Annotated in this window: 14 protein-coding genes, 2 tRNA genes and 1 rRNA gene; 15 read left to right on the forward strand and 2 right to left on the reverse strand. The window is 56.8% G+C overall.

The genetic code is table 11. The annotated features are described in order from the left end of the window. Positions 1-152: 152 nt before the first annotated feature. A 5S ribosomal RNA gene (gene rrf / locus F451_RS0121835) occupies positions 153-268 on the forward strand. 511 nt (positions 269-779) lie between these two features. Here rrf and F451_RS0121840 read toward each other — a convergent pair. Beyond that, the gene (locus F451_RS0121840; RefSeq protein WP_020683550.1) at positions 780-1,388 is read right to left on the reverse strand and encodes a hypothetical protein; all 609 of its coding nucleotides are present in this window, start codon (positions 1,386-1,388) and stop codon (positions 780-782) included. Positions 1,389-1,775: 387 nt separating this feature from the next. Between F451_RS0121840 and carA the strand changes: the two genes are divergently transcribed. From carA to greA, 3 genes are read left to right on the forward strand one after another with little or no spacing between them, the layout of a single operon-like run. Continuing rightward, the gene (gene carA / locus F451_RS0121845; RefSeq protein WP_026291969.1) at positions 1,776-2,915 is read left to right on the forward strand and encodes a glutamine-hydrolyzing carbamoyl-phosphate synthase small subunit; all 1,140 of its coding nucleotides are present in this window, start codon (positions 1,776-1,778) and stop codon (positions 2,913-2,915) included. A gap of 43 nt (positions 2,916-2,958) precedes the next feature. Continuing rightward, on the forward strand, positions 2,959-6,180 hold the full coding sequence (gene carB / locus F451_RS0121850; protein ID WP_020683552.1) for a carbamoyl-phosphate synthase large subunit: 3,222 nt from the start codon (positions 2,959-2,961) through the stop codon (positions 6,178-6,180). Next, positions 6,177-6,653 (forward strand): transcription elongation factor GreA, encoded by a 477-nt coding sequence (greA, locus tag F451_RS0121855; protein ID WP_026291970.1) that lies wholly within the window; start codon positions 6,177-6,179, stop codon positions 6,651-6,653. The genes carB and greA overlap by 4 nt, the downstream gene beginning before the upstream one ends. 58 nt (positions 6,654-6,711) lie before the next feature. Here greA and F451_RS0121860 read toward each other — a convergent pair whose 3' ends face one another. Beyond that, positions 6,712-7,014, reverse strand: coding sequence for a YhbY family RNA-binding protein (locus F451_RS0121860; RefSeq protein ID WP_020683554.1), 303 nt, complete (start codon positions 7,012-7,014; stop codon positions 6,712-6,714). 137 nt (positions 7,015-7,151) lie between these two features. Between F451_RS0121860 and rlmE the strand changes: the two genes are divergently transcribed. The 11 genes from rlmE to infB all read left to right on the forward strand — a co-directional run bounded on the left by rlmE (position 7,152) and on the right by infB (position 18,278). Further along, positions 7,152-7,775 (forward strand): 23S rRNA (uridine(2552)-2'-O)-methyltransferase RlmE, encoded by a 624-nt coding sequence (gene rlmE, locus F451_RS0121865; RefSeq protein ID WP_026291971.1) that lies wholly within the window; start codon positions 7,152-7,154, stop codon positions 7,773-7,775. 132 nt (positions 7,776-7,907) lie between these two features. Then, complete coding sequence (ftsH, locus tag F451_RS0121870; RefSeq protein ID WP_040880299.1) at positions 7,908-9,905, forward strand: ATP-dependent zinc metalloprotease FtsH; 1,998 nt, start codon at positions 7,908-7,910, stop codon at positions 9,903-9,905. A gap of 133 nt (positions 9,906-10,038) precedes the next feature. Next, a complete protein-coding gene (gene folP, locus F451_RS26280) occupies positions 10,039-10,851 on the forward strand; it encodes a dihydropteroate synthase (RefSeq protein WP_020683557.1) in 813 nt (270 codons plus the stop codon). Beyond that, a complete protein-coding gene (gene glmM, locus F451_RS0121880; protein ID WP_020683558.1) occupies positions 10,848-12,197 on the forward strand; it encodes a phosphoglucosamine mutase in 1,350 nt (449 codons plus the stop codon). The genes folP and glmM overlap by 4 nt, the downstream gene beginning before the upstream one ends. A 45-nt stretch (positions 12,198-12,242) precedes the next feature. Continuing rightward, positions 12,243-13,013, forward strand: coding sequence for a triose-phosphate isomerase (tpiA, locus tag F451_RS0121885; protein WP_026291972.1), 771 nt, complete (start codon positions 12,243-12,245; stop codon positions 13,011-13,013). Between the two features lie 4 nt (positions 13,014-13,017). Beyond that, entirely contained in the window at positions 13,018-13,380 is a 363-nt protein-coding gene (gene secG / locus F451_RS0121890; RefSeq protein ID WP_020683560.1) for a preprotein translocase subunit SecG, read from the forward strand. 16 nt (positions 13,381-13,396) lie between these two features. Continuing rightward, positions 13,397-13,482, forward strand: a tRNA-Leu gene (locus F451_RS0121895). A gap of 45 nt (positions 13,483-13,527) precedes the next feature. Next, a tRNA-Met gene (locus F451_RS0121900) sits at positions 13,528-13,604 on the forward strand. 151 nt (positions 13,605-13,755) lie between these two features. Continuing rightward, positions 13,756-14,211 (forward strand): ribosome maturation factor RimP, encoded by a 456-nt coding sequence (rimP, locus tag F451_RS0121905; protein WP_020683561.1) that lies wholly within the window; start codon positions 13,756-13,758, stop codon positions 14,209-14,211. Positions 14,212-14,241: 30 nt separating this feature from the next. Next, positions 14,242-15,747, forward strand: coding sequence for a transcription termination factor NusA (gene nusA / locus F451_RS0121910; protein ID WP_020683562.1), 1,506 nt, complete (start codon positions 14,242-14,244; stop codon positions 15,745-15,747). Positions 15,748-15,761: 14 nt separating this feature from the next. After that, complete coding sequence (gene infB / locus F451_RS0121915) at positions 15,762-18,278, forward strand: translation initiation factor IF-2 (protein WP_020683563.1); 2,517 nt, start codon at positions 15,762-15,764, stop codon at positions 18,276-18,278. Positions 18,279-18,280: the final 2 nt, after the last annotated feature.

Consider the following 18,280-nt stretch of genomic DNA (forward strand, 5'->3'; position numbering starts at 1 on the left):
GAAAAGCACGAGAGAGACAAGATTGACGCATTGGCGAGAGCTTGTGCTGCAGACAAGACAGGGCGTTGAAACAACGCACGCACACCTCGAATTAAGTACGTCGCGACAGGCCAGCACCGGTCGAGACCAGAATCCGTATTGTACAAGTTTTGCTTGGCGACAATAGAGCTGTGGAACCACCTGATCCCATCCCGAACTCAGTAGTGAAACGCGGTATCGCCGATGGTAGTGTGGGGTTTCCCCATGTGAGAGTAGGTCATCGCCAAGCATTTATTCAACGAAAACGCCCCGACCATTGGTTGGGGCGTTTTTGTCTGTGGGATGGAAAAAATCGCGTACGAAAAGGACACAGCTGACTGTTCAGCTTTCGTCAGGAGGGCCAAGTATCTCCGAGATCCGGCGCCTTGCACGCGGGGAGGAGGCCATATATGGGCTTCAGCCCAACACCTGAAACGAGCGTCGCTATTGTTGGGCTGAAGCCCAACCTACAAGAGAGTCAGAAGGCCGCTCATTCTTTACCACCCGTCTTCAGGTGCCCGCGGGACGGTTCGTGTACGAGGCGCCAAGCATCCTATCGGTTTTGCACGGTGCCGGCTGAACGCATTCGCTGCGAGGGCGCAGCTCCTACGGATAAAGCCCGACGTAGCACCTGATCCCGTCCTGTTTTATCTGCCGCGGCGCCGACTAATGCGCCAGGCGTTTGATAGCACAATGCTGCACTTTTAGGCAGGCTTGGCTTTTCGCTCAAGTCCGCGAGTCGTTGTGTCGAACCTCCATTGCTATCTTGGCCAGATAAGATGGTCCCGATTTCTGCCCTCTGAGCGATTGATCCAGTATTTAATCTTGAACGGTTCGCCAAGCCTGGTCGATGGAGGGAGGCCTGAATTGCGGCTGACCTTAAAGCGGCCATGGCAGCCGAGAGTTTCACCTGTGGGGGTTACCGCTATTTGGCCGGCTCCGGTGCCGCGGGTGGCGTCTAGCTTGCCCCATATTTTGAGTTGGGGATTATTGTTGTAGATTCCCACGCCACCATAAATCCAGGTATCTCCGCGTACCGGCATCTGATGCTGGAATTCACCGCTGGCATTGACAGCCGTTTTGAAACTGAAGCGCGGTGCTCTTCCCAGTGTGCCCTCGACTTGGCCATTCGCTACATTCAGACTGACTATGTCCTGGTAGCGTGCACAGTCGATTTCCACCGGCCCTGCGATGGCACCATAGGTCACTCTATGGGAATAGGCATTGCGAGCCAGTCCTTGCCAGTTGCCATCCAGGGTCATCATGTTTAGCTGATCAGGTGCTGGCGGTTCATACCAGTAGCTGGGCGAGGCGCAGCCGGTCAGTAATATTGTCGTGAGCATAAGGAGAGTCGTTTGCAGCGGTTTCATCTGGGGCTCCTGGAACCTGGGGTTCTAACTGTCAGACTGTGTCGCAGTTGCTCGGTTCAGTGCTGCGGGGCGAGCATGGCAACAATACAAGCGCTGTGGGGTCATCTTGGTCGTAAGCCCGTGATTGTTGCCGCTTATTACAAAGTAGCTGTAGATTCACCTTTGCGAATAAGGCCGGATTTCCGACGGTTCGTGACAGTAAGCCTGCACTGTGCGTGGACAGCTGGTTGCTAATCGACTAAAATACCGCCGGTTTGCCTGCCCGCAGAGGGCTGGCTTAGCCCAAAATTCTTTAGAGCGAGGTAAAGTTTCGGTTTTACCTCGCTTTTTTGCACGTGTTCATTTTGCATCGGTTTGTTTGTAACGCATCGCGCGGGGGAGGTTCACTTGACGAGACCAGCCATTTTGGCCCTTGAAGACGGTAGTATGTTCAGGGGGGTGGCAATTGGTGCAGACGGCCAATCCAGCGGGGAAGTTGTTTTTAACACCTCCATGACCGGATACCAGGAAATCCTGACAGATCCGTCTTACTGCCGTCAGATCGTAACTCTGACATACCCGCATATCGGTAACGTTGGTACCAACCAGGAAGACGAAGAGTCTGGCAATACCTGGGTCTCCGGTCTCGTGATCCGTGACTTGCCCTTGTTGGCGAGTAACTTTCGCAGCGAGCAGTCGCTGGATGAGTATCTGAAAGCCAAGAATATTATTGGTATTGCTGATATTGATACGCGGCGTCTGACTCGGATTCTGCGCGAGAAAGGCGCTCAGAATGGCTGCATCATGGCGGGCGATTCGATTGACGAAGTTGAGGCCCTGGCTGAAGCCAAGGCATTTCCCGGCCTGAAAGGCATGGATCTGGCCAAGGTGGTATCTACTACCGCATCGTACAAGTGGAATTCCTCAACCTGGGCGCTGGGCGTCGGTCACGTCGACAAGGCTGAGGCTGACCAGCCGTTCCACGTCGTGGCATATGACTTTGGCGTGAAGCGCAATATCCTGCGCATGCTTGTTGAGCGCGGTTGCCGCCTGACGGTGGTACCGGCACAGACTCCGGCCGCCGAAGTGCTGGCGCTGAACCCGGACGGTGTCTTTTTGTCGAATGGCCCGGGCGACCCAGAGCCCTGTGATTATGCTATTCAGGCGATCAAGGAAATCTTCGAGACAGATCTGCCTGTTTTCGGCATCTGCCTGGGACACCAACTGCTGGCGCTGGCCTGCGGTGCGAAAACGGTGAAGATGAAGTTTGGCCACCATGGCGCCAACCATCCGGTACAGGATCTGGATTCATCCCGCGTGATGATTACCAGCCAGAACCATGGTTTCGCGGTTGACGAGACCACCTTGCCGTCCAATGTTCGCGCTATCCACAAGTCACTGTTTGACGGGTCTTTGCAGGGCATTGAACTGACTGACCGTCCGGCCTTCAGCTTCCAGGGTCACCCTGAAGCGAGCCCGGGTCCGCAGGACGTGGCGCCGCTGTTCGATCGCTTTATCGAGCAGATGAAGTCCCGCAAGGACGCCTGAGCAATACGTAGTTACAGCTAACAGATTTGACTGGTTTATATCGATGCCAAAACGTACGGACATTAAAAGTATTCTGATTCTAGGCGCAGGCCCGATCGTAATCGGCCAGGCCTGTGAATTTGACTATTCCGGTGCTCAGGCCTGCAAGGCGCTGCGTGAAGAAGGTTACCGGGTTATCCTGGTAAACTCTAACCCAGCCACCATCATGACCGATCCGGCGATGGCGGATGCGACATATATTGAGCCTATCACCTGGAAAACAGTCGCTAAAATCATTGAAAAAGAACGCCCGGATGCACTGCTGCCGACGATGGGCGGTCAGACCGCACTGAACTGCGCGCTGGATCTGGACCGCGAAGGTGTACTGGCCGAGTTTGGTGTCGAGATGATTGGCGCGAGCCAGGATGCCATCGACAAGGCAGAAGACCGTGAGCGCTTCGACAAGGCGATGAAGTCCATTGGCCTGGAATGTCCGCGTGCGATGATCGCCCATAGCATGGAAGAGGCTCTGCAGGTGCAGGCGTCTATCGGGTTCCCTGCAATCATCCGTCCGTCTTTCACCATGGGTGGCTCCGGCGGCGGCATTGCTTACAACCGTGAGGAGTTCGTCGAGATCTGCGAGCGTGGTCTTGATTTGTCTCCGACCAATGAGCTGCTGATCGACGAATCCCTGATTGGCTGGAAAGAATACGAGATGGAGGTCGTGCGAGACAAGAACGACAACTGCATTATCGTCTGCACCATCGAAAACTTCGATGCCATGGGTGTGCACACCGGGGATTCCATAACAGTAGCGCCCGCTCAGACGCTGACTGACAAGGAATACCAGCTGATGCGCGATGCTTCCATCGCCGTCCTGCGCGAGATCGGTGTTGAAACCGGTGGCTCCAACGTACAGTTTGGTATCGACCCGAAAACCGGCCGCATGGTCGTTATCGAGATGAACCCGCGCGTGTCGCGTTCTTCAGCGCTGGCATCCAAGGCAACCGGCTTCCCGATCGCCAAGATCGCGGCCAAGCTTGCCATCGGTTACACCCTCGACGAGCTGCAGAACGACATTACCGGCGGCCGCACACCGGCGTCGTTCGAGCCTGCGATCGACTACGTCGTTACCAAGATTCCGCGTTTCACCTTTGAAAAATTTCCCCAGGCAAATGACCGTCTGACCACACAGATGAAGTCCGTCGGCGAAGTCATGGCGATCGGCCGCACTCAGCAGGAATCCTTGCAAAAGGCGCTGCGCGGTCTGGAAGTGGGGGCCACAGGCCTGGATCCGATCGTGGATCTGGAAAGCGAAGATGCCCGCAGTGACATCATTCGCGAACTCAAGCAGCCGGGCGGCGAACGGATCTGGTACATCGGTGATGCCTTTCGCCTGGGCATGAGTGTGGATGAAATTTACGCGCTGTCCGGTGTGGATCCCTGGTTCCTGGTGCAACTCGAAGATCTCGTCAAGGATGAGGCGCGCGTTTCCGAGATGGCCCTGTCCGACATGGACAAGAATCAGATCTACCGCCTCAAGCGCAAGGGCTTCTCCGATGCCCGGCTGGCGACCCTGCTCGGTGTGAGCGAGAAGCAGTTCCGCAAGCAGCGCCAGGGTCTGGGCGTTCGTCCGGTCTTCAAGCGCGTTGATACCTGCGCTGCCGAGTTCGCCACTGATACGGCCTACATGTATTCAACCTACGAGGAAGAGTGCGAGGCTAAGCCGTCGACGCGCGACAAGATCATGGTCATTGGCGGTGGTCCGAACCGTATCGGCCAGGGTATCGAGTTTGATTACTGCTGCGTGCATGCCGCACTGGCTGCCCGTGAGGATGGTTTCGAGACCATTATGGTCAACTGCAACCCCGAGACGGTTTCGACCGATTACGATACCTCGGACCGGTTGTATTTCGAGCCGATCACGCTGGAAGACGTCCTGGAAATCGTTCAGGTCGAGCAGCCCAAGGGCGTGATCGTACAGTATGGCGGCCAGACTCCGCTGAAACTGGCGGTGGCGCTGGAGCAGGCTGGTGTGCCGATTATCGGTACCAGCCCGGAAGCGATTGACCGCGCCGAAGACCGCGAACAGTTCCAGCAGATGCTGAAGCGTCTGGGTCTTAAGCAGCCACAGAACGCGACGGTTCGCAGCCTGGAGGCGGCGGTTATCGAAGCGGCCAAGATTGGTTATCCGCTCGTGGTACGCCCGTCTTACGTACTGGGTGGCCGGGCGATGGAAATTGTTTACAAGGAAGACGAACTGCGCCGCTACATGACCAGTGCCGTGAAAGTTTCCAACGATGCACCGGTTCTGCTGGACCACTTTCTGAATGCCGCCGTTGAGGTGGATATCGATGCGATCTGCGATGGCAAGACCGTGGTTATCGGTGCCATCATGCAGCACATAGAACAGGCCGGTGTACACTCCGGTGACTCTGCCTGCTCCCTGCCGCCTTACAGCCTGGCAGCCGATGTGCAGGACGAGATGCGCGAGCAGGTCAAGAAGATGGCACTGGAACTGGGTGTTGTCGGACTGATGAACGTACAGCTGGCTTACCAGGATGGCGAGATCTACGTGATTGAAGTCAACCCGCGTGCTTCGCGTACCGTGCCCTTCGTGTCCAAGTGCATCGGCGTGTCGCTGGCCAAGATTGCGGCGCTGGTAATGACCGGGAAATCCCTGCAGGAACTGGGTTTCACCGAGGAAATCGTGCCCAGCAATTTCTACGTCAAGGAAGCGGTGTTCCCGTTCAACAAGTTCCCGAGCGTAGACCCGATCCTGGGGCCGGAAATGAAGTCCACCGGTGAGGTCATGGGTGTTGGTGCAACCTTCGGTGAAGCCTTTATGAAAGCCCAGATCGGTGCCGGCGAGAAAATGCCCAAGAAAGGCAAGGCGTTCATCTCGGTACGTGATGTCGACAAGGCCGGCGTGGTCAAGGTGGCCAAGTCTCTGGTTGACCTCGGCTTCTCTCTTGTCGGTACCGGCGGTACTGTTCGCTTGCTGGCAGAGCACAATGTGCCGGCAACCGCGGTGAACAAGGTGATGGAAGGTCGTCCGAATATCGTGGACATGATCAAGAACGAAGAAATCGTTTATGTGATCAACACCACGGAAGGTCGCAAGGCGATTGCCGATTCGTCCGAAATTCGTCGCAGTGCTTTGCAGCACAAGGTGCCTTATACCACTACGCTGGCCGGTGCTGAAGCCATGACCATGGCGCTGGAATATGGTGAAGAGAAGGTTGTTCGCAGCCTTCAGGATTTGCATGCAGGTGTTGTTAAATGAAACGAGTCCCGATGACAGTCAGTGGTGAAAAGGCTCTGCGTGTTGAGCTGGATCGCCTCAAGAGCAAAGACCGTCCGCGAGTTATCGCGGATATCGCCACTGCACGTGAGCATGGCGATCTGAAGGAAAATGCCGAGTATCACGCGGCTCGCGAGCAGCAGGGCTTCATTGAAGGCCGGATTCAGGAACTTGAATCCAAGCTGTCTCAGTGCCAGGTGATTGACGTGACCACCATTCCGCATAGCGGCAAGGTGTTCTTCGGTGCTACGGTACTGATTGCGAACATCGACAGCGGTGATGAGGTGCGTTACCAGATCGTCGGTGACGACGAGGCCGATATCAAGCTGAGCAAGATTTCGGTTAACTCGCCTATTGCCCGGGCCCTGATCGGCAAGGAAGAAGGCGATATCACTTGTGTGGCAACACCTGGCGGCGAGATTGAATACGAAATCGTTGAGGTGAAGCACATCTGATTGTGCTGTCCTATAAAAAAACCGCCAGCTGGCGGTTTTTTTATATTGCGAATCAGGCTTAGCGCAACAGGTTGGACAGCTTGGGATTGGGCTCCAGCGCCTTGCGATAAATCAGGGCGATATTACCGATTTCCTGCACCAGGGTGGCCTCTACAATGGTGCAGAGTTCCTGGATAAGCTGCTTCTTGATCTCGCGCTCGCCGACCGCAAACTTCACCTTGATCAGTTCGTGGTCGTCCAGGGCGCGATCCACTTCAAGCTGCAGGTTTTCGGTCAGTCCCTTACCGGCAACGGTCACGATCGGGTTCAGTTTGTGGCCGATGGTGCGCAGCTGCTTCTTTTGCTCGGGCGTCAGGCTCATACTAGAATACGTTGCCTCGTGATTGTGTGGGTCCGGCTTGCGTGTTAAAACGGGCCGCGATGAAAACAATCAGTTATTTTACCTGAGTTGCCCATCGCTGAGTAGCGTTGCAACCATTGATCGGTCTGGAATTACAAGTGGCAAGATCTAAGAGCAGTGGTCGGTGGTTAAAGGAACATTTTGATGACCGCTACGTCAAACAGTCAAAGTCCGACGGTCTTCGGTCCCGCGCAAGTTACAAGTTGCGCGAGCTGAATGAAAAGGATCGTCTGTTTCGTTCGGGCATGACGGTGGTTGATCTGGGGGCCGCGCCGGGTGGCTGGTCCCAGGTGGCCAGTGAGCTGGTTGGCGATAATGGTCGTGTTGTGGCGTCGGACATCCTGCCAATGGATTCACTGGCCGGTGTCGAGTTTGTGCAGGGCGACTTCACCGATGAAGCCGTGCTGGTGCAGATCCTGGCTGCGCTCGGGGATGCACCGGCAGACCTTGTAATTTCCGATATGGCCCCCAATATGAGTGGTATGTCTGGAATTGACCAGCCTGCAGCCATGTACCTGGTTGAATTGGCACTGGATATGGTGCGTCAGGTACTCAAACCGGGCGGTTCCTTTCTGGTTAAAGTGTTTCAGGGAGAGGGGTTCGACGCCTATCTCGCGGACGTGCGGCAGAGCTTTACCAAGGTTGTGACCCGCAAGCCCGATGCATCGCGCGCGCGCTCCCGTGAGGTCTACCTGCTCGGAACAGGCTTCAAGGGCTCATAAAACAGTCCGCGGTACACCACCGGCCTGACTGTCAGGGTGGTGTGTGAAGTAGTCAGGCCAGTTAAACTGGTGTACTTTTGAAGCGCGAATTTTCGTGCGTGAGCGTCAATTGAGGGTAGTCCTTTGAACGATATGGCAAAGAATCTGGTCCTCTGGCTGGTTATTGCTGCGGTCCTGCTGACCGTTTTCAATAACTTTAATGCCGAGGGAGATTCCCGCAGACTTACATATTCCGATTTCGTGGCGGAAGTCCAGGCTGATCGCGTGTCCAAGGTTGTGATCGATGGGTATACCATCGTGGGGCAGCGGCAGAACGGGGAGCGGTTCGAAACCATTCGTCCTGCGCTGCAGGACCCCAAACTGGTCGACGACCTGCTGCTGCACAAGGTCATCATCGAAGGTAAGCAGCCTGAACAGCAGAGCATCTGGACCCAGTTATTGGTGGCATCATTCCCGATACTGGTGATTATTGCCGTGTTCATGTTCTTTATGCGCCAGATGCAAGGTGGTGGCGGTGGCAAAGGGCCGATGTCCTTTGGCAAGTCCAAGGCCCGCATGATGAGTGAAGACCAGATCAAGACGACCTTTGATGATGTTGCCGGTGTCGAAGAGGCCAAGGAAGACGTCAAGGAGTTGGTCGACTACCTGCGCGATCCTGGTCGGTTCCAGCGTCTGGGTGGTCATATTCCCCGCGGCGTGCTGATGTCCGGTAATCCCGGTACCGGCAAGACGTTGCTCGCCAAGGCTATCGCCGGCGAGGCGAAGGTGCCTTTCTTCAGCATTTCAGGTTCCGACTTTGTCGAAATGTTTGTCGGTGTGGGCGCGTCCCGCGTGCGTGACATGTTCGAGCAGGCGAAAAAGAATGCGCCCTGCATTATCTTCATCGACGAAATCGATGCGGTAGGTCGTCACCGTGGTGTTGGCATGGGCGGTGGTAACGACGAACGCGAACAGACACTGAACCAGTTGCTGGTTGAGATGGATGGTTTCGAAGGCACTGAAGGTGTCATCGTCATCGCCGCCACCAACCGACCTGACGTGCTGGACCCCGCTCTGCTGCGTCCCGGACGCTTTGACCGTCAGGTTCACGTTGGCCTGCCGGACATACGGGGCCGCGAACAGATCCTCAAGGTGCATATGCGCAAGGTTCCGTTGGCTGATGACGTCAAGCCCGAGCTGATTGCACGAGGCACCCCCGGCTTTTCCGGTGCCGACCTGGCTAACCTGGTAAACGAAGCGGCGCTCTTTGCTGCCCGTGACAGCCGCCGCACCGTTGGCATGCTGCAGTTCGAAAAGGCCAAGGACAAGATCATGATGGGCGCGGAGCGCAAGTCCATGGTCATGTCCTACAGCGAGCGGCTGAACACGGCCTACCATGAAGCAGGTCACGCTATCGTCGGGCGCTTGATGCCCGAGCATGACCCTGTTTACAAGGTCTCCATTATTCCCCGTGGGCGGGCGCTGGGCGTGACCATGTTCCTGCCCGAGGAAGACCGTTACAGCCATAGCCGCCGTACGCTTATTTCCAACATCTGCTCGCTCTATGGCGGTCGTATCGCGGAAGAAATGACACTCGGCAAGGATGGCGTTACCACTGGAGCTTCAAACGATATTCAGCGTGCGACCAGTCTGGCGCGCAATATGGTTACCAAATGGGGCTTGAGCGAAGAGCTGGGGCCGCTACTGTATGACGATGAGGACGGTGATCCCTTCACGCGCGGTTACGGCGCACCTGCCAAGCAGACATCGGAAGAAACCCAGCGTCAGATCGACTCGGTCGTGCGCACTATCATTGATGATTGCTATGTGAAGGCGCGCCAGTTGCTGGAGGATAATCGCGATATTCTCGAAGCCATGGCGCAGGCGTTGATCAAGTACGAAACGGTCGACTCATCACAACTTGATGAGCTGATGGCGCGCAAGCCGGTTACGCCGCCAGATGGCTGGGTCGAGACGGAGAGCGACTCGCAGACGACTGAAAGCAGTGAGGCCCGGGATGAAACCGAGCCCCGCGCCGAAGCGCCCGCCGATGCAGATGACGATCAGCAGAACGCCGGCTCCTCGCAGGATCAGGCGTCCCCTGCGCAAGATCCTGATTTGCCGGAGTCAACAGATCGCAAGTTGAACTGATGTAATTGGCACTGAATAGTATCGAAAAAGGCTGGCCTGGAAAGGTTGGCCTTTTTGTTTTGGAGGCAGAGTAGTGAATAGCATCAGGCTGAAGTGTGGGGCTCGAGAACTCGATTTTTCGCGAGTTCAGGTTATGGGTATCCTGAATGTCACCCCCGACTCCTTTTCGGACGGCAATACCCTGTACCAGGCCGGGCAGCCGGTTGCGGAGAAGGTGCTGCGGCGTGCCGCCAGCATGGTGGAGGAGGGTGCCAAAATCATTGATATTGGTGGCGAGTCGACCCGCCCCGGCGCCTCGGACGTCAGTCTGCAGGAGGAGCTCGATCGCGTACTGCCCGCGCTGGAGCTTATTCAGCGCGAGCTTGACGTCATCGTCTCGATCGATTCGAGCACACCGCAGGTGTTTACCGAGGCTGCCCGCCTGGGTGCTGGCATGCTCAATGATGTGCGGGCGCTGGGACGTGACGGCGCCTTGGCCGCCGCTGCAGCCACCGGGTTGCCCGTCTGCCTGATGCACATGCAGGGAAACACACCGGCAGACATGCAGTTGGCGCCGCATTACGAGGATATTATTGCAGAGGTCGGCGACTTTCTGCGCCAACGCGTAACGGCGTGCGAGCAGGCGGGTATCGGTCGCGACCGCCTTCTGCTGGATCCGGGTTTCGGATTTGGCAAAACGCTGGAGCATAATCTGCGTTTGCTGAATCAAATGCAGCGCTTGCAATCGCTCGGCTTGCCGCTCCTGGTTGGCACTTCGCGCAAGACGATGATTGGCCAGGCACTGGATCGCCCGGTGGATCAGCGCCTGGCGGGCGGTTTGGCGACCGTTGTGATGGCGGTGGAAAGGGGGGCGAAAATTATTCGAGTGCATGATGTGGCTGCGACGGTGGATGCGGTGCGCATGACCGAGGCGGTGATGATGGAAACCAAGGGAGAGCAGGCGTGACGAAACGTTATTTTGGCACGGACGGAATACGAGGCAAGGTTGGTCAGCACCCCATTACGCCAGACTTTGTGCTTAAGCTGGGTTGGGCTGCAGGCAAGGTTTTCGCCCGTTCCGGGCAGAGTCGAATCCTGATTGGCAAGGATACCCGCATATCGGGCTACATGTTTGAATCAGCGCTGGAAGCAGGATTGTCAGCCGCAGGTGTTGATGTGCTGCTGACCGGCCCTATGCCGACTCCGGCGATTGCCTATCTCACAAAAACGTTTCGAGCCGATGCCGGTATTGTGATCAGCGCCTCGCATAACCCGTTTTTCGATAATGGTATCAAGTTCTTCTCCGCCTCCGGCACCAAGTTGCCGGATGAAGTCGAGCAGGCGATAGAGGCTCAGATGGATATCGCCATGTCCACTGTAGAGTCCCATGAGCTGGGCAAGGCGCGCCGTATTGACGATGCCGCGGGGCGTTACATTGAATTCTGCAAGGGCACGGTCAGCGGAGCCTTGAGCTTGAAAGGTCTGCGTATTGTGCTCGATTGTGCGAATGGGGCCACCTACCATGTCGCTCCCCAGGTGTTCGAGGAACTCGGTGCCAAGGTCATTCGCATGGCGACTTCGCCGGATGGTATCAACATCAACGCTGATTGCGGTGCCACGGATCCGGCAGCGCTGCAGCAGCGGGTGCTGGCCGAAAAGGCGGACATCGGAATCGCTCTCGATGGCGATGGTGACCGCGTGATTCTGGTGGATGCTGCCGGTGAGGTAGTGGACGGTGACGAAATACTGTTTATTATCGCGCGCCAGATGCAACTGCACGGGCGTCTGACCGGTGGTGTTGTCGGTACCCTGATGAGTAACTATGGGCTTGAACTGGCGTTGCAGCGGGCTGAAATTCCCTTTGTTCGGGTCCGGGTCGGTGATCGCTATGTACTTGAAGAGCTGGATCGCAGGGACTGGTTCCTGGGAGCGGAGAACTCGGGCCATGTCGTCTGCCGACACCTGACCAGCACCGGCGATGGAATCGTTGCCGGACTGCAGGTGCTCAAGGCCATGGTCAAAAGTGGCGAGACGCTGGCGCAGCTTAAAACCGGCATGAGCAAGCTGCCACAAGAGATGATCAACGTGCGCGTCTCCAGGCGAGTGGACATCAGTTCTGTTGCGGCGATCGACGAGGCGGTGGCCCGGGTCGAGGCGCGACTGGGTAATTCTGGGCGTGTGTTGCTGCGTCCATCTGGTACAGAGCCAGTGGTTCGGGTCATGATCGAAGGTGAGGACGGAGCCTTGGTGACCCAGCTGTGTCGAGAGCTCGCCGATGACGTTGAAAAAGCGTTGCAAGCGCTTGTATCTTAAAGTCGCCTCGGTTAATATTTGCGCCTCTTTCGAGAGGGGACACCGATGCGTAAGAGTATCGTAGCTGGAAACTGGAAGATGAACGGCAACCTCGCAGCCAACGCTGAGCTGGTTACAGGCCTTCTGGATACGTGTTCTGGCAGCGATAGCGTCGATGTGCTGGTTTGCCCGCCTGCGGTGTATATTCCGCAGGTAGCAGCGCTGCTGCAGGGCAGTCATATTTCCCTGGGTGCACAGAATGCATCCGCTTTCGAAAAAGGTGCATACACCGGCGACATTTCGCTGTCTATGCTCGCCGAGTTCGGTGTCCAGTACGTTATTCTGGGACATTCGGAGCGTCGCGCACTGTTTGGTGAAGATGATGCCCAGGTCGCAGCCAAGTTTCGCGCTGCCATGGATTCCGGTACGACGCCAATCGTCTGTGTTGGCGAAACGCTGGAAGAGCGCCAGGCCGGGCAGACGCTCGATGTTGTGAGGCGTCAGCTTGGGGCAGTGCTTGAAGTTGCCGACACGGCAGTTCTGGCCGATGCAGTTGTAGCGTACGAGCCCGTCTGGGCAATCGGTACGGGGCTGACAGCAACGCCAGAGCAGGCGCAGGAAGTGCATCAGGCATTACGCGCATTGATTGCCGAGTATGATGCCGCTGCTGCGCTCAAGGTCAGGATTTTGTATGGCGGCAGTGTAACTGCCGATAGCGCGGCGCAGTTGTTTGCCAAGCCCGATATCGATGGCGGTCTGGTAGGTGGAGCCTCTCTGAAGGCAAAAGATTTTCTTGCGATCTGCAGTGCTGCTGCGGACGCATCGGCAAATGGTTGATTAAATGGAAACTCTGGTTCTGGTTGCACACGTGCTGCTCGCCGCTGCGATTATCGCTTTGGTACTGTTGCAGCAGGGTAAAGGTGCAGAAGCCGGCGCCGCCTTCGGTGGTGGTGCTTCCCAGACCGTATTCGGCAGCCAGGGTAATAGCAGCTTCCTGGGTCGAATGACTGCAGTGATGGCGCTGGGTCTGTTTATAACGAGTTTTGTTTTGGCCGTGTTCGCAAAGGACAAGGCCGAAACGGTTGGCGATGCTGGTATTCCAGCGCCGGCCGTGATCGAGAGCAGTGCGGTTGAACCGCAACTGCCGGTACTGGAAAGTGCGCCTGAGCCTGCGGCTGATGCCGACGTGCCCAGCGCCGAGTAAGTACCAATCAGGTGTTGCCCAAGTGGTGGAATTGGTAGACACGCTATCTTGAGGGGGTAGTGTCCCTAGGACGTGCCGGTTCGAGTCCGGCCTTGGGCACCAAGTTGTAAGAAAGACAGGAAGTGTGTAATATACGCACCTGTTTGTTGCGGGGTGGAGCAGTCTGGTAGCTCGTCGGGCTCATAACCCGAAGGTCATAGGTTCAAATCCTGTCCCCGCTACCACCTTATTCGTGTATCTTCGAAAAGGCCCCTCTTTAGGGGCTTTTTCGTAGGTAAATCAAGGCATTGATGCCGCGATCAGTAATGGGTCCAACAGAGACCCATTTTTTGTTTCCGGCGTCCGAATCGGTGCTTGCCAACAAGAGGTTTGCCGGTGTCAGCAAAGCTGAAATTGCTACATGAATTGATAGAGCCGGGTGTTACATCGCTCGGTTTCGAGCTGTGGGGTATCGAATACCTGGCCCACGGTGCTCACAGTGTACTGCGCGTCTACATTGATTCCGAAAATGGCATTAGCGTCGATGACTGCGCCAAGGTGAGCCATCAGATCAGCGGTGTGCTGGATGTTGAGGAGCCTATTAGCGGCCAGTACAACCTGGAAGTTTCATCACCCGGGCTCGACCGCCCCCTGTTCACGCTTGAACAGTTTGTCGCCTTTACCGGCCACAAGGTTGAAATACGTCTGCGTGCGCCGTTTGAAGGGCGCCGTAAGTTCAAGGGGCTGCTTAACGGCGTCGAAGGCGACGAAGTCCTGGTAGTCGTAGATAACGAAGAATATCTGTTGCCGATCGATTCTATCGATCGTGCGAACGTAGTTCCGCAGTTCTAAGGAACGCGAAGGGTTGAGCGAGGCAGTGGCATGAATAAAGAGATTCTACTGGTAGCAGAAGCAGTTTCGAACGAAAAGGATGTGCCCAAAGAGGTCATATACGAAGCGATCGAACTGGCACTGGCAACAGCGACAAAAAAACGCTTCGACGAAGAAGCCGAAATCCGTGTTGAAATCGACCGGGCGACGGGTGATTACGATACTTACCGTCGCTGGCTTGTTGTAAGCAATGAGGCGGTACCGGCGCTTGGAACCGAGCTGACCTTGCAGGAAGCTCACGAGCAGGATATCAACCTGCAGCCGGGCGACATTTATGAGGAAGCGGTCGAGTCCGTCAAGTTCGGCCGCATCGCAGCCCAGACCGCGAAGCAGGTTATCGTGCAGAAGGTACGTGAAGCTGAGCGGGCCAAGGTCGTTGCACTGTATCAGGATCGCGTAGGCGAGCTGATCTCCGGCAGCGTCAAGAAGGTGACACGTGACAATGTTATAGTAGATCTGGGTAACAACGCAGAAGCTTTGCTGCCGCGTGAATTCCTGATCGGCCGGGAAACCTTCCGTATGGGTGACCGGGTACGTGCCATTCTGAAAGAAGTGCGTGCCGAGGGCCGTGGCCCGCAGCTGGTATTGAGCCGTTCCTGTTCAGCGATGCTGATCGAACTGTTCCGTATCGAAGTGCCCGAGATTGCCGAAGAGGTGATCGAGATTCGTGCCGCGGCGCGTGATCCGGGTTCCCGGGCAAAGATTGCGGTTAAAACCAACGACGGTCGCATTGATCCGGTTGGGGCCTGTGTCGGCATGCGCGGTGCGCGTGTCCAGGCTGTCTCCAATGAGCTCAATGGCGAACGCGTCGATATCATCCTGTGGGACGATAACCCTGCGCAGCTGGTTATCAATGCCATGTCACCGGCGGATGTCGCCTCTATCGTCATCGACGAAGAGACGCACTCAATGGATGTGGCCGTGGCACAGGAAATTCTGGCGATGGCGATCGGCCGTGGCGGCCAGAACGTACGTCTGGCCAGCGAGCTGACCGGATGGACACTGAACGTGATGACCGAGGAAGCGGCGGCTGAAAAGCAGGAGTCGGAACTCGGATCCATCATGGATATCTTCACGAAACACCTGGATGTGGATGAAGATGTTGCCGAAGTGCTGGTCGCTGAAGGTTTTACGTCCCTCGAAGAGGTGGCGTATGTGCCGGTTGATGAAATGCTTGAAATCGATGGCTTCGACGAAGACATGGTTGAAGAGCTGCGCTCCCGAGCCAAGGATGCCCTGCTGAACCTGGCGATTGCCAGTGAAGAGGTGCTTGAGAACGCAGAGCCTGCGGCAGACTTGCTGGAAATGGAAGGTATGGATCGCCATACCGCCTTCCTGCTGGCAGCCAAGGGCGTGATCACGATGGAAGACCTGGCTGAACAGGCTGTCGAAGATCTGCTGGATGTCGAAGGCATCGATGAAGAGAAAGCCGCAGTACTGATCATGACCGCCCGGGCTCCCTGGTTTGCGGACGATGAGTCTGGGTCAACGGATTAGGAGAGAAAACCAATATGGCAGAAGTAACAGTACAGCAACTTGCCGATGTGGTTGGTGTTTCGGTCGAGCGTTTGCTGAAGCAGATGCAAGAAGCGGGTATCAAAGGTAAGGCCGATGGTTCCAAGGTTACCGAAGGCGAGCGCCAGGATCTACTGACTTACCTGAAGCGCAGCCACGGTGAAAACGCTGAATCGGGCGAACCGAAGAAAATTACACTTAAGCGTAAAACTACGTCTCAGTTGAAGGTCTCCGGTGCCTCGGGCAAGAAGAAGACAATCAACATTGAGGTGCGCAAGAAGCGTACCTACGTTAAGCGTGCCGACGCTGAAGGCGAAGCTGCTCCAACAGAGCAGAACGTTGAGCAGCCGGTCAGCGCCGTGGCTGAACAGCCCGTAGCACCTGTCGCAGCCCCTGAAGCGCCGCCGGCGGTACAGCAGCCGGTTGCAGACGCTAAGCCTGCAGCACCCCGGGTCGATACCAAGCCCGTCAAGGCTGTTGAAGCTGACGAGCAGCTGGCGCCGCCTGCCTCCAAGGCAGATCCTCGTGAAGAGGCGCTGCGCAAGGAAAAGAAAAAGCAGCAGCAGTTGGCTCGCCGCAGCACTGCGGATGACAAGAAACCGTCCCGTGGGGCCAAGTCTGCCCGTGGACCGGGTCGTGGCTTTGGCGACGACCGTGATGGTCGTCGTGGTGGCAAACTGAGCCGTGGTCCTGGCAAGGGCCGCGCGCGCGGTGGCAAGCCGAACGTGCATGGTTTCAAGGAGCCTCAGGCACCCCAGGTGCATGAAGTTCAGCTGCCCGAGAGTCTGACGGTGGCCGAACTGGCCAAGAAGATGTCGGTCAAGGCGGCCGAGGTCATCAAGGTAATGTTCAAGATGGGCGCCATGGCGACCATCAACCAGGTGATTGACCAGGATACCGCGACGCTGATCGTCGAGGAGATGGGTCACGTTGCCAAGCCGATGCAGGAAAATGCGGTTGAGTCGGCGCTGATGGAAACCATCCAGCAGCAGCAGGGCGAAACCCAGGGCCGTGCGCCGGTGGTGACCGTCATGGGTCACGTTGACCATGGTAAGACGTCACTGCTCGACTATATCCGTACCACCAAGGTGGCCGCGGGCGAGTCCGGCGGTATTACCCAGCATATCGGTGCCTACCACGTCGAAACCGACAACGGCATGATCACCTTCCTGGATACACCGGGACACGCGGCCTTTACCGCCATGCGTGCCCGCGGTGCCAAGCTGACCGACATCGTCATTCTGGTGGTTGCCGCCGATGACGGCGTGATGCCGCAGACCGAAGAGGCTGTTCAGCACGCGAAAGCGGCTGGTGTGCCGCTGGTTGTCGCCGTCAACAAGGTCGACAAGGAAGACGCCGATCCGGATCGTGTCAAGAACGAACTGGCCCAGCGCGATGTTATCCCTGAAGAGTGGGGCGGCGAAGTTCAGTTCGTCAACGTTTCTGCCAAGACTGGAGAGGGCATCGACAAGCTGCTCGAAGCCATACTGCTGCAGGCTGAGGTTCTGGAACTGAATGCCGTGCCAGAAGCGCCGGCACAGGGTGTTGTGGTCGAGTCCCGCCTGGACAAGGGCCGTGGTTCGGTTTCCACCGTGCTGGTTCAGAACGGTACACTGCGCAAGGGCGACATCGTCCTGGCGGGTCTGCATTATGGCCGTATCCGTGCGATGCGTGATGAGAGCGGCAAGGACATCGAAGAAGCCGGTCCGTCCATTCCGGTGGAAATCCTCGGTCTTGACGGTACGCCCGGCGCCGGTGACGACTTTGCCGCGGTCAGCAGCGAGAAGAAAGCGCGTGAAGTTGCTCTGTTCCGTCAGGGCAAGTACCGCGAGATCAAGCTGGCGCGTCAGCAGGCATCCAAGCTGGAAAACCTGTTTGCCAACATGCAGGCCGGCGATGTGAAGTCGCTGAACATCGTCCTGAAAGCGGACGTGCGCGGATCGCTCGAAGCCCTGACCCAGGCGCTGGAAGACCTGTCTACTGACGAAGTGAAGGTCAATATCGTCGCAGGCGGTGTGGGTGGTATCTCCGAGACCGAGGCAAACCTTGCCGTGGCCTCGAGTGCACTCATCATCGGCTTCAACGTGCGTGCCGACAACCAGGCCAAGGCCATCGTTGAGCGTGAAGGTCTGGAACTGCGCTACTACAGCGTAATCTACGACATCATTGATGACGTGAAACAGGCCATGACGGGTCTGCTGTCGCCGGAGTTCCGTGAACAGATCGTTGGTATTGCCGAAGTACGCGATGTCTTCCGCTCGCCCAAGCTGGGTCTGGTGGCAGGCTGCATGGTGACCGAAGGTACCGTGCACCGTAACAAACGTATCCGCGTACTGCGCGACAACGTCGTGGTATACGAAGGCGAACTTGAGTCGCTGCGTCGCTTCAAGGATGCCGTGCAGGACGTTCGTCAGGGCATGGAATGCGGCATTGGCGTCAAGAACTACAATGACGTCAAGGTCGGCGACCAGATCGAAGTCTTCGATACCATTGAAGTTCAGCGGACACTCTAAAC

The sequence above is a fragment of the Marinobacterium rhizophilum DSM 18822 genome, from assembly GCF_000378045.1.
GTDB classification, from domain to species: Bacteria; Pseudomonadota; Gammaproteobacteria; order Pseudomonadales; family Balneatricaceae; genus Marinobacterium_A; species Marinobacterium_A rhizophilum.

What these genes read in the sequence shown, in the direction of transcription:
- tpiA (WP_026291972.1), top strand. Translation starts at nt 12,243, where the DNA reads ATGCGTAAGAGTATCGTAGCTGGAAACTGGAAGATGAACGGCAACCTC.
- folP (WP_020683557.1), top strand. Translation starts at nt 10,039, where the DNA reads ATGGGTATCCTGAATGTCACCCCCGACTCCTTTTCGGACGGCAATACC.
- carB (WP_020683552.1), top strand. Translation starts at nt 2,959, where the DNA reads ATGCCAAAACGTACGGACATTAAAAGTATTCTGATTCTAGGCGCAGGC.
- F451_RS0121860 (WP_020683554.1), bottom strand. Translation starts at nt 7,014, where the DNA reads ATGAGCCTGACGCCCGAGCAAAAGAAGCAGCTGCGCACCATCGGCCAC.
- infB (WP_020683563.1), top strand. Translation starts at nt 15,762, where the DNA reads ATGGCAGAAGTAACAGTACAGCAACTTGCCGATGTGGTTGGTGTTTCG.
- nusA (WP_020683562.1), top strand. Translation starts at nt 14,242, where the DNA reads ATGAATAAAGAGATTCTACTGGTAGCAGAAGCAGTTTCGAACGAAAAG.
- greA (WP_026291970.1), top strand. Translation starts at nt 6,177, where the DNA reads ATGAAACGAGTCCCGATGACAGTCAGTGGTGAAAAGGCTCTGCGTGTT.
- F451_RS0121840 (WP_020683550.1), bottom strand. Translation starts at nt 1,388, where the DNA reads ATGAAACCGCTGCAAACGACTCTCCTTATGCTCACGACAATATTACTG.
- ftsH (WP_040880299.1), top strand. Translation starts at nt 7,908, where the DNA reads ATGGCAAAGAATCTGGTCCTCTGGCTGGTTATTGCTGCGGTCCTGCTG.
- secG (WP_020683560.1), top strand. Translation starts at nt 13,018, where the DNA reads ATGGAAACTCTGGTTCTGGTTGCACACGTGCTGCTCGCCGCTGCGATT.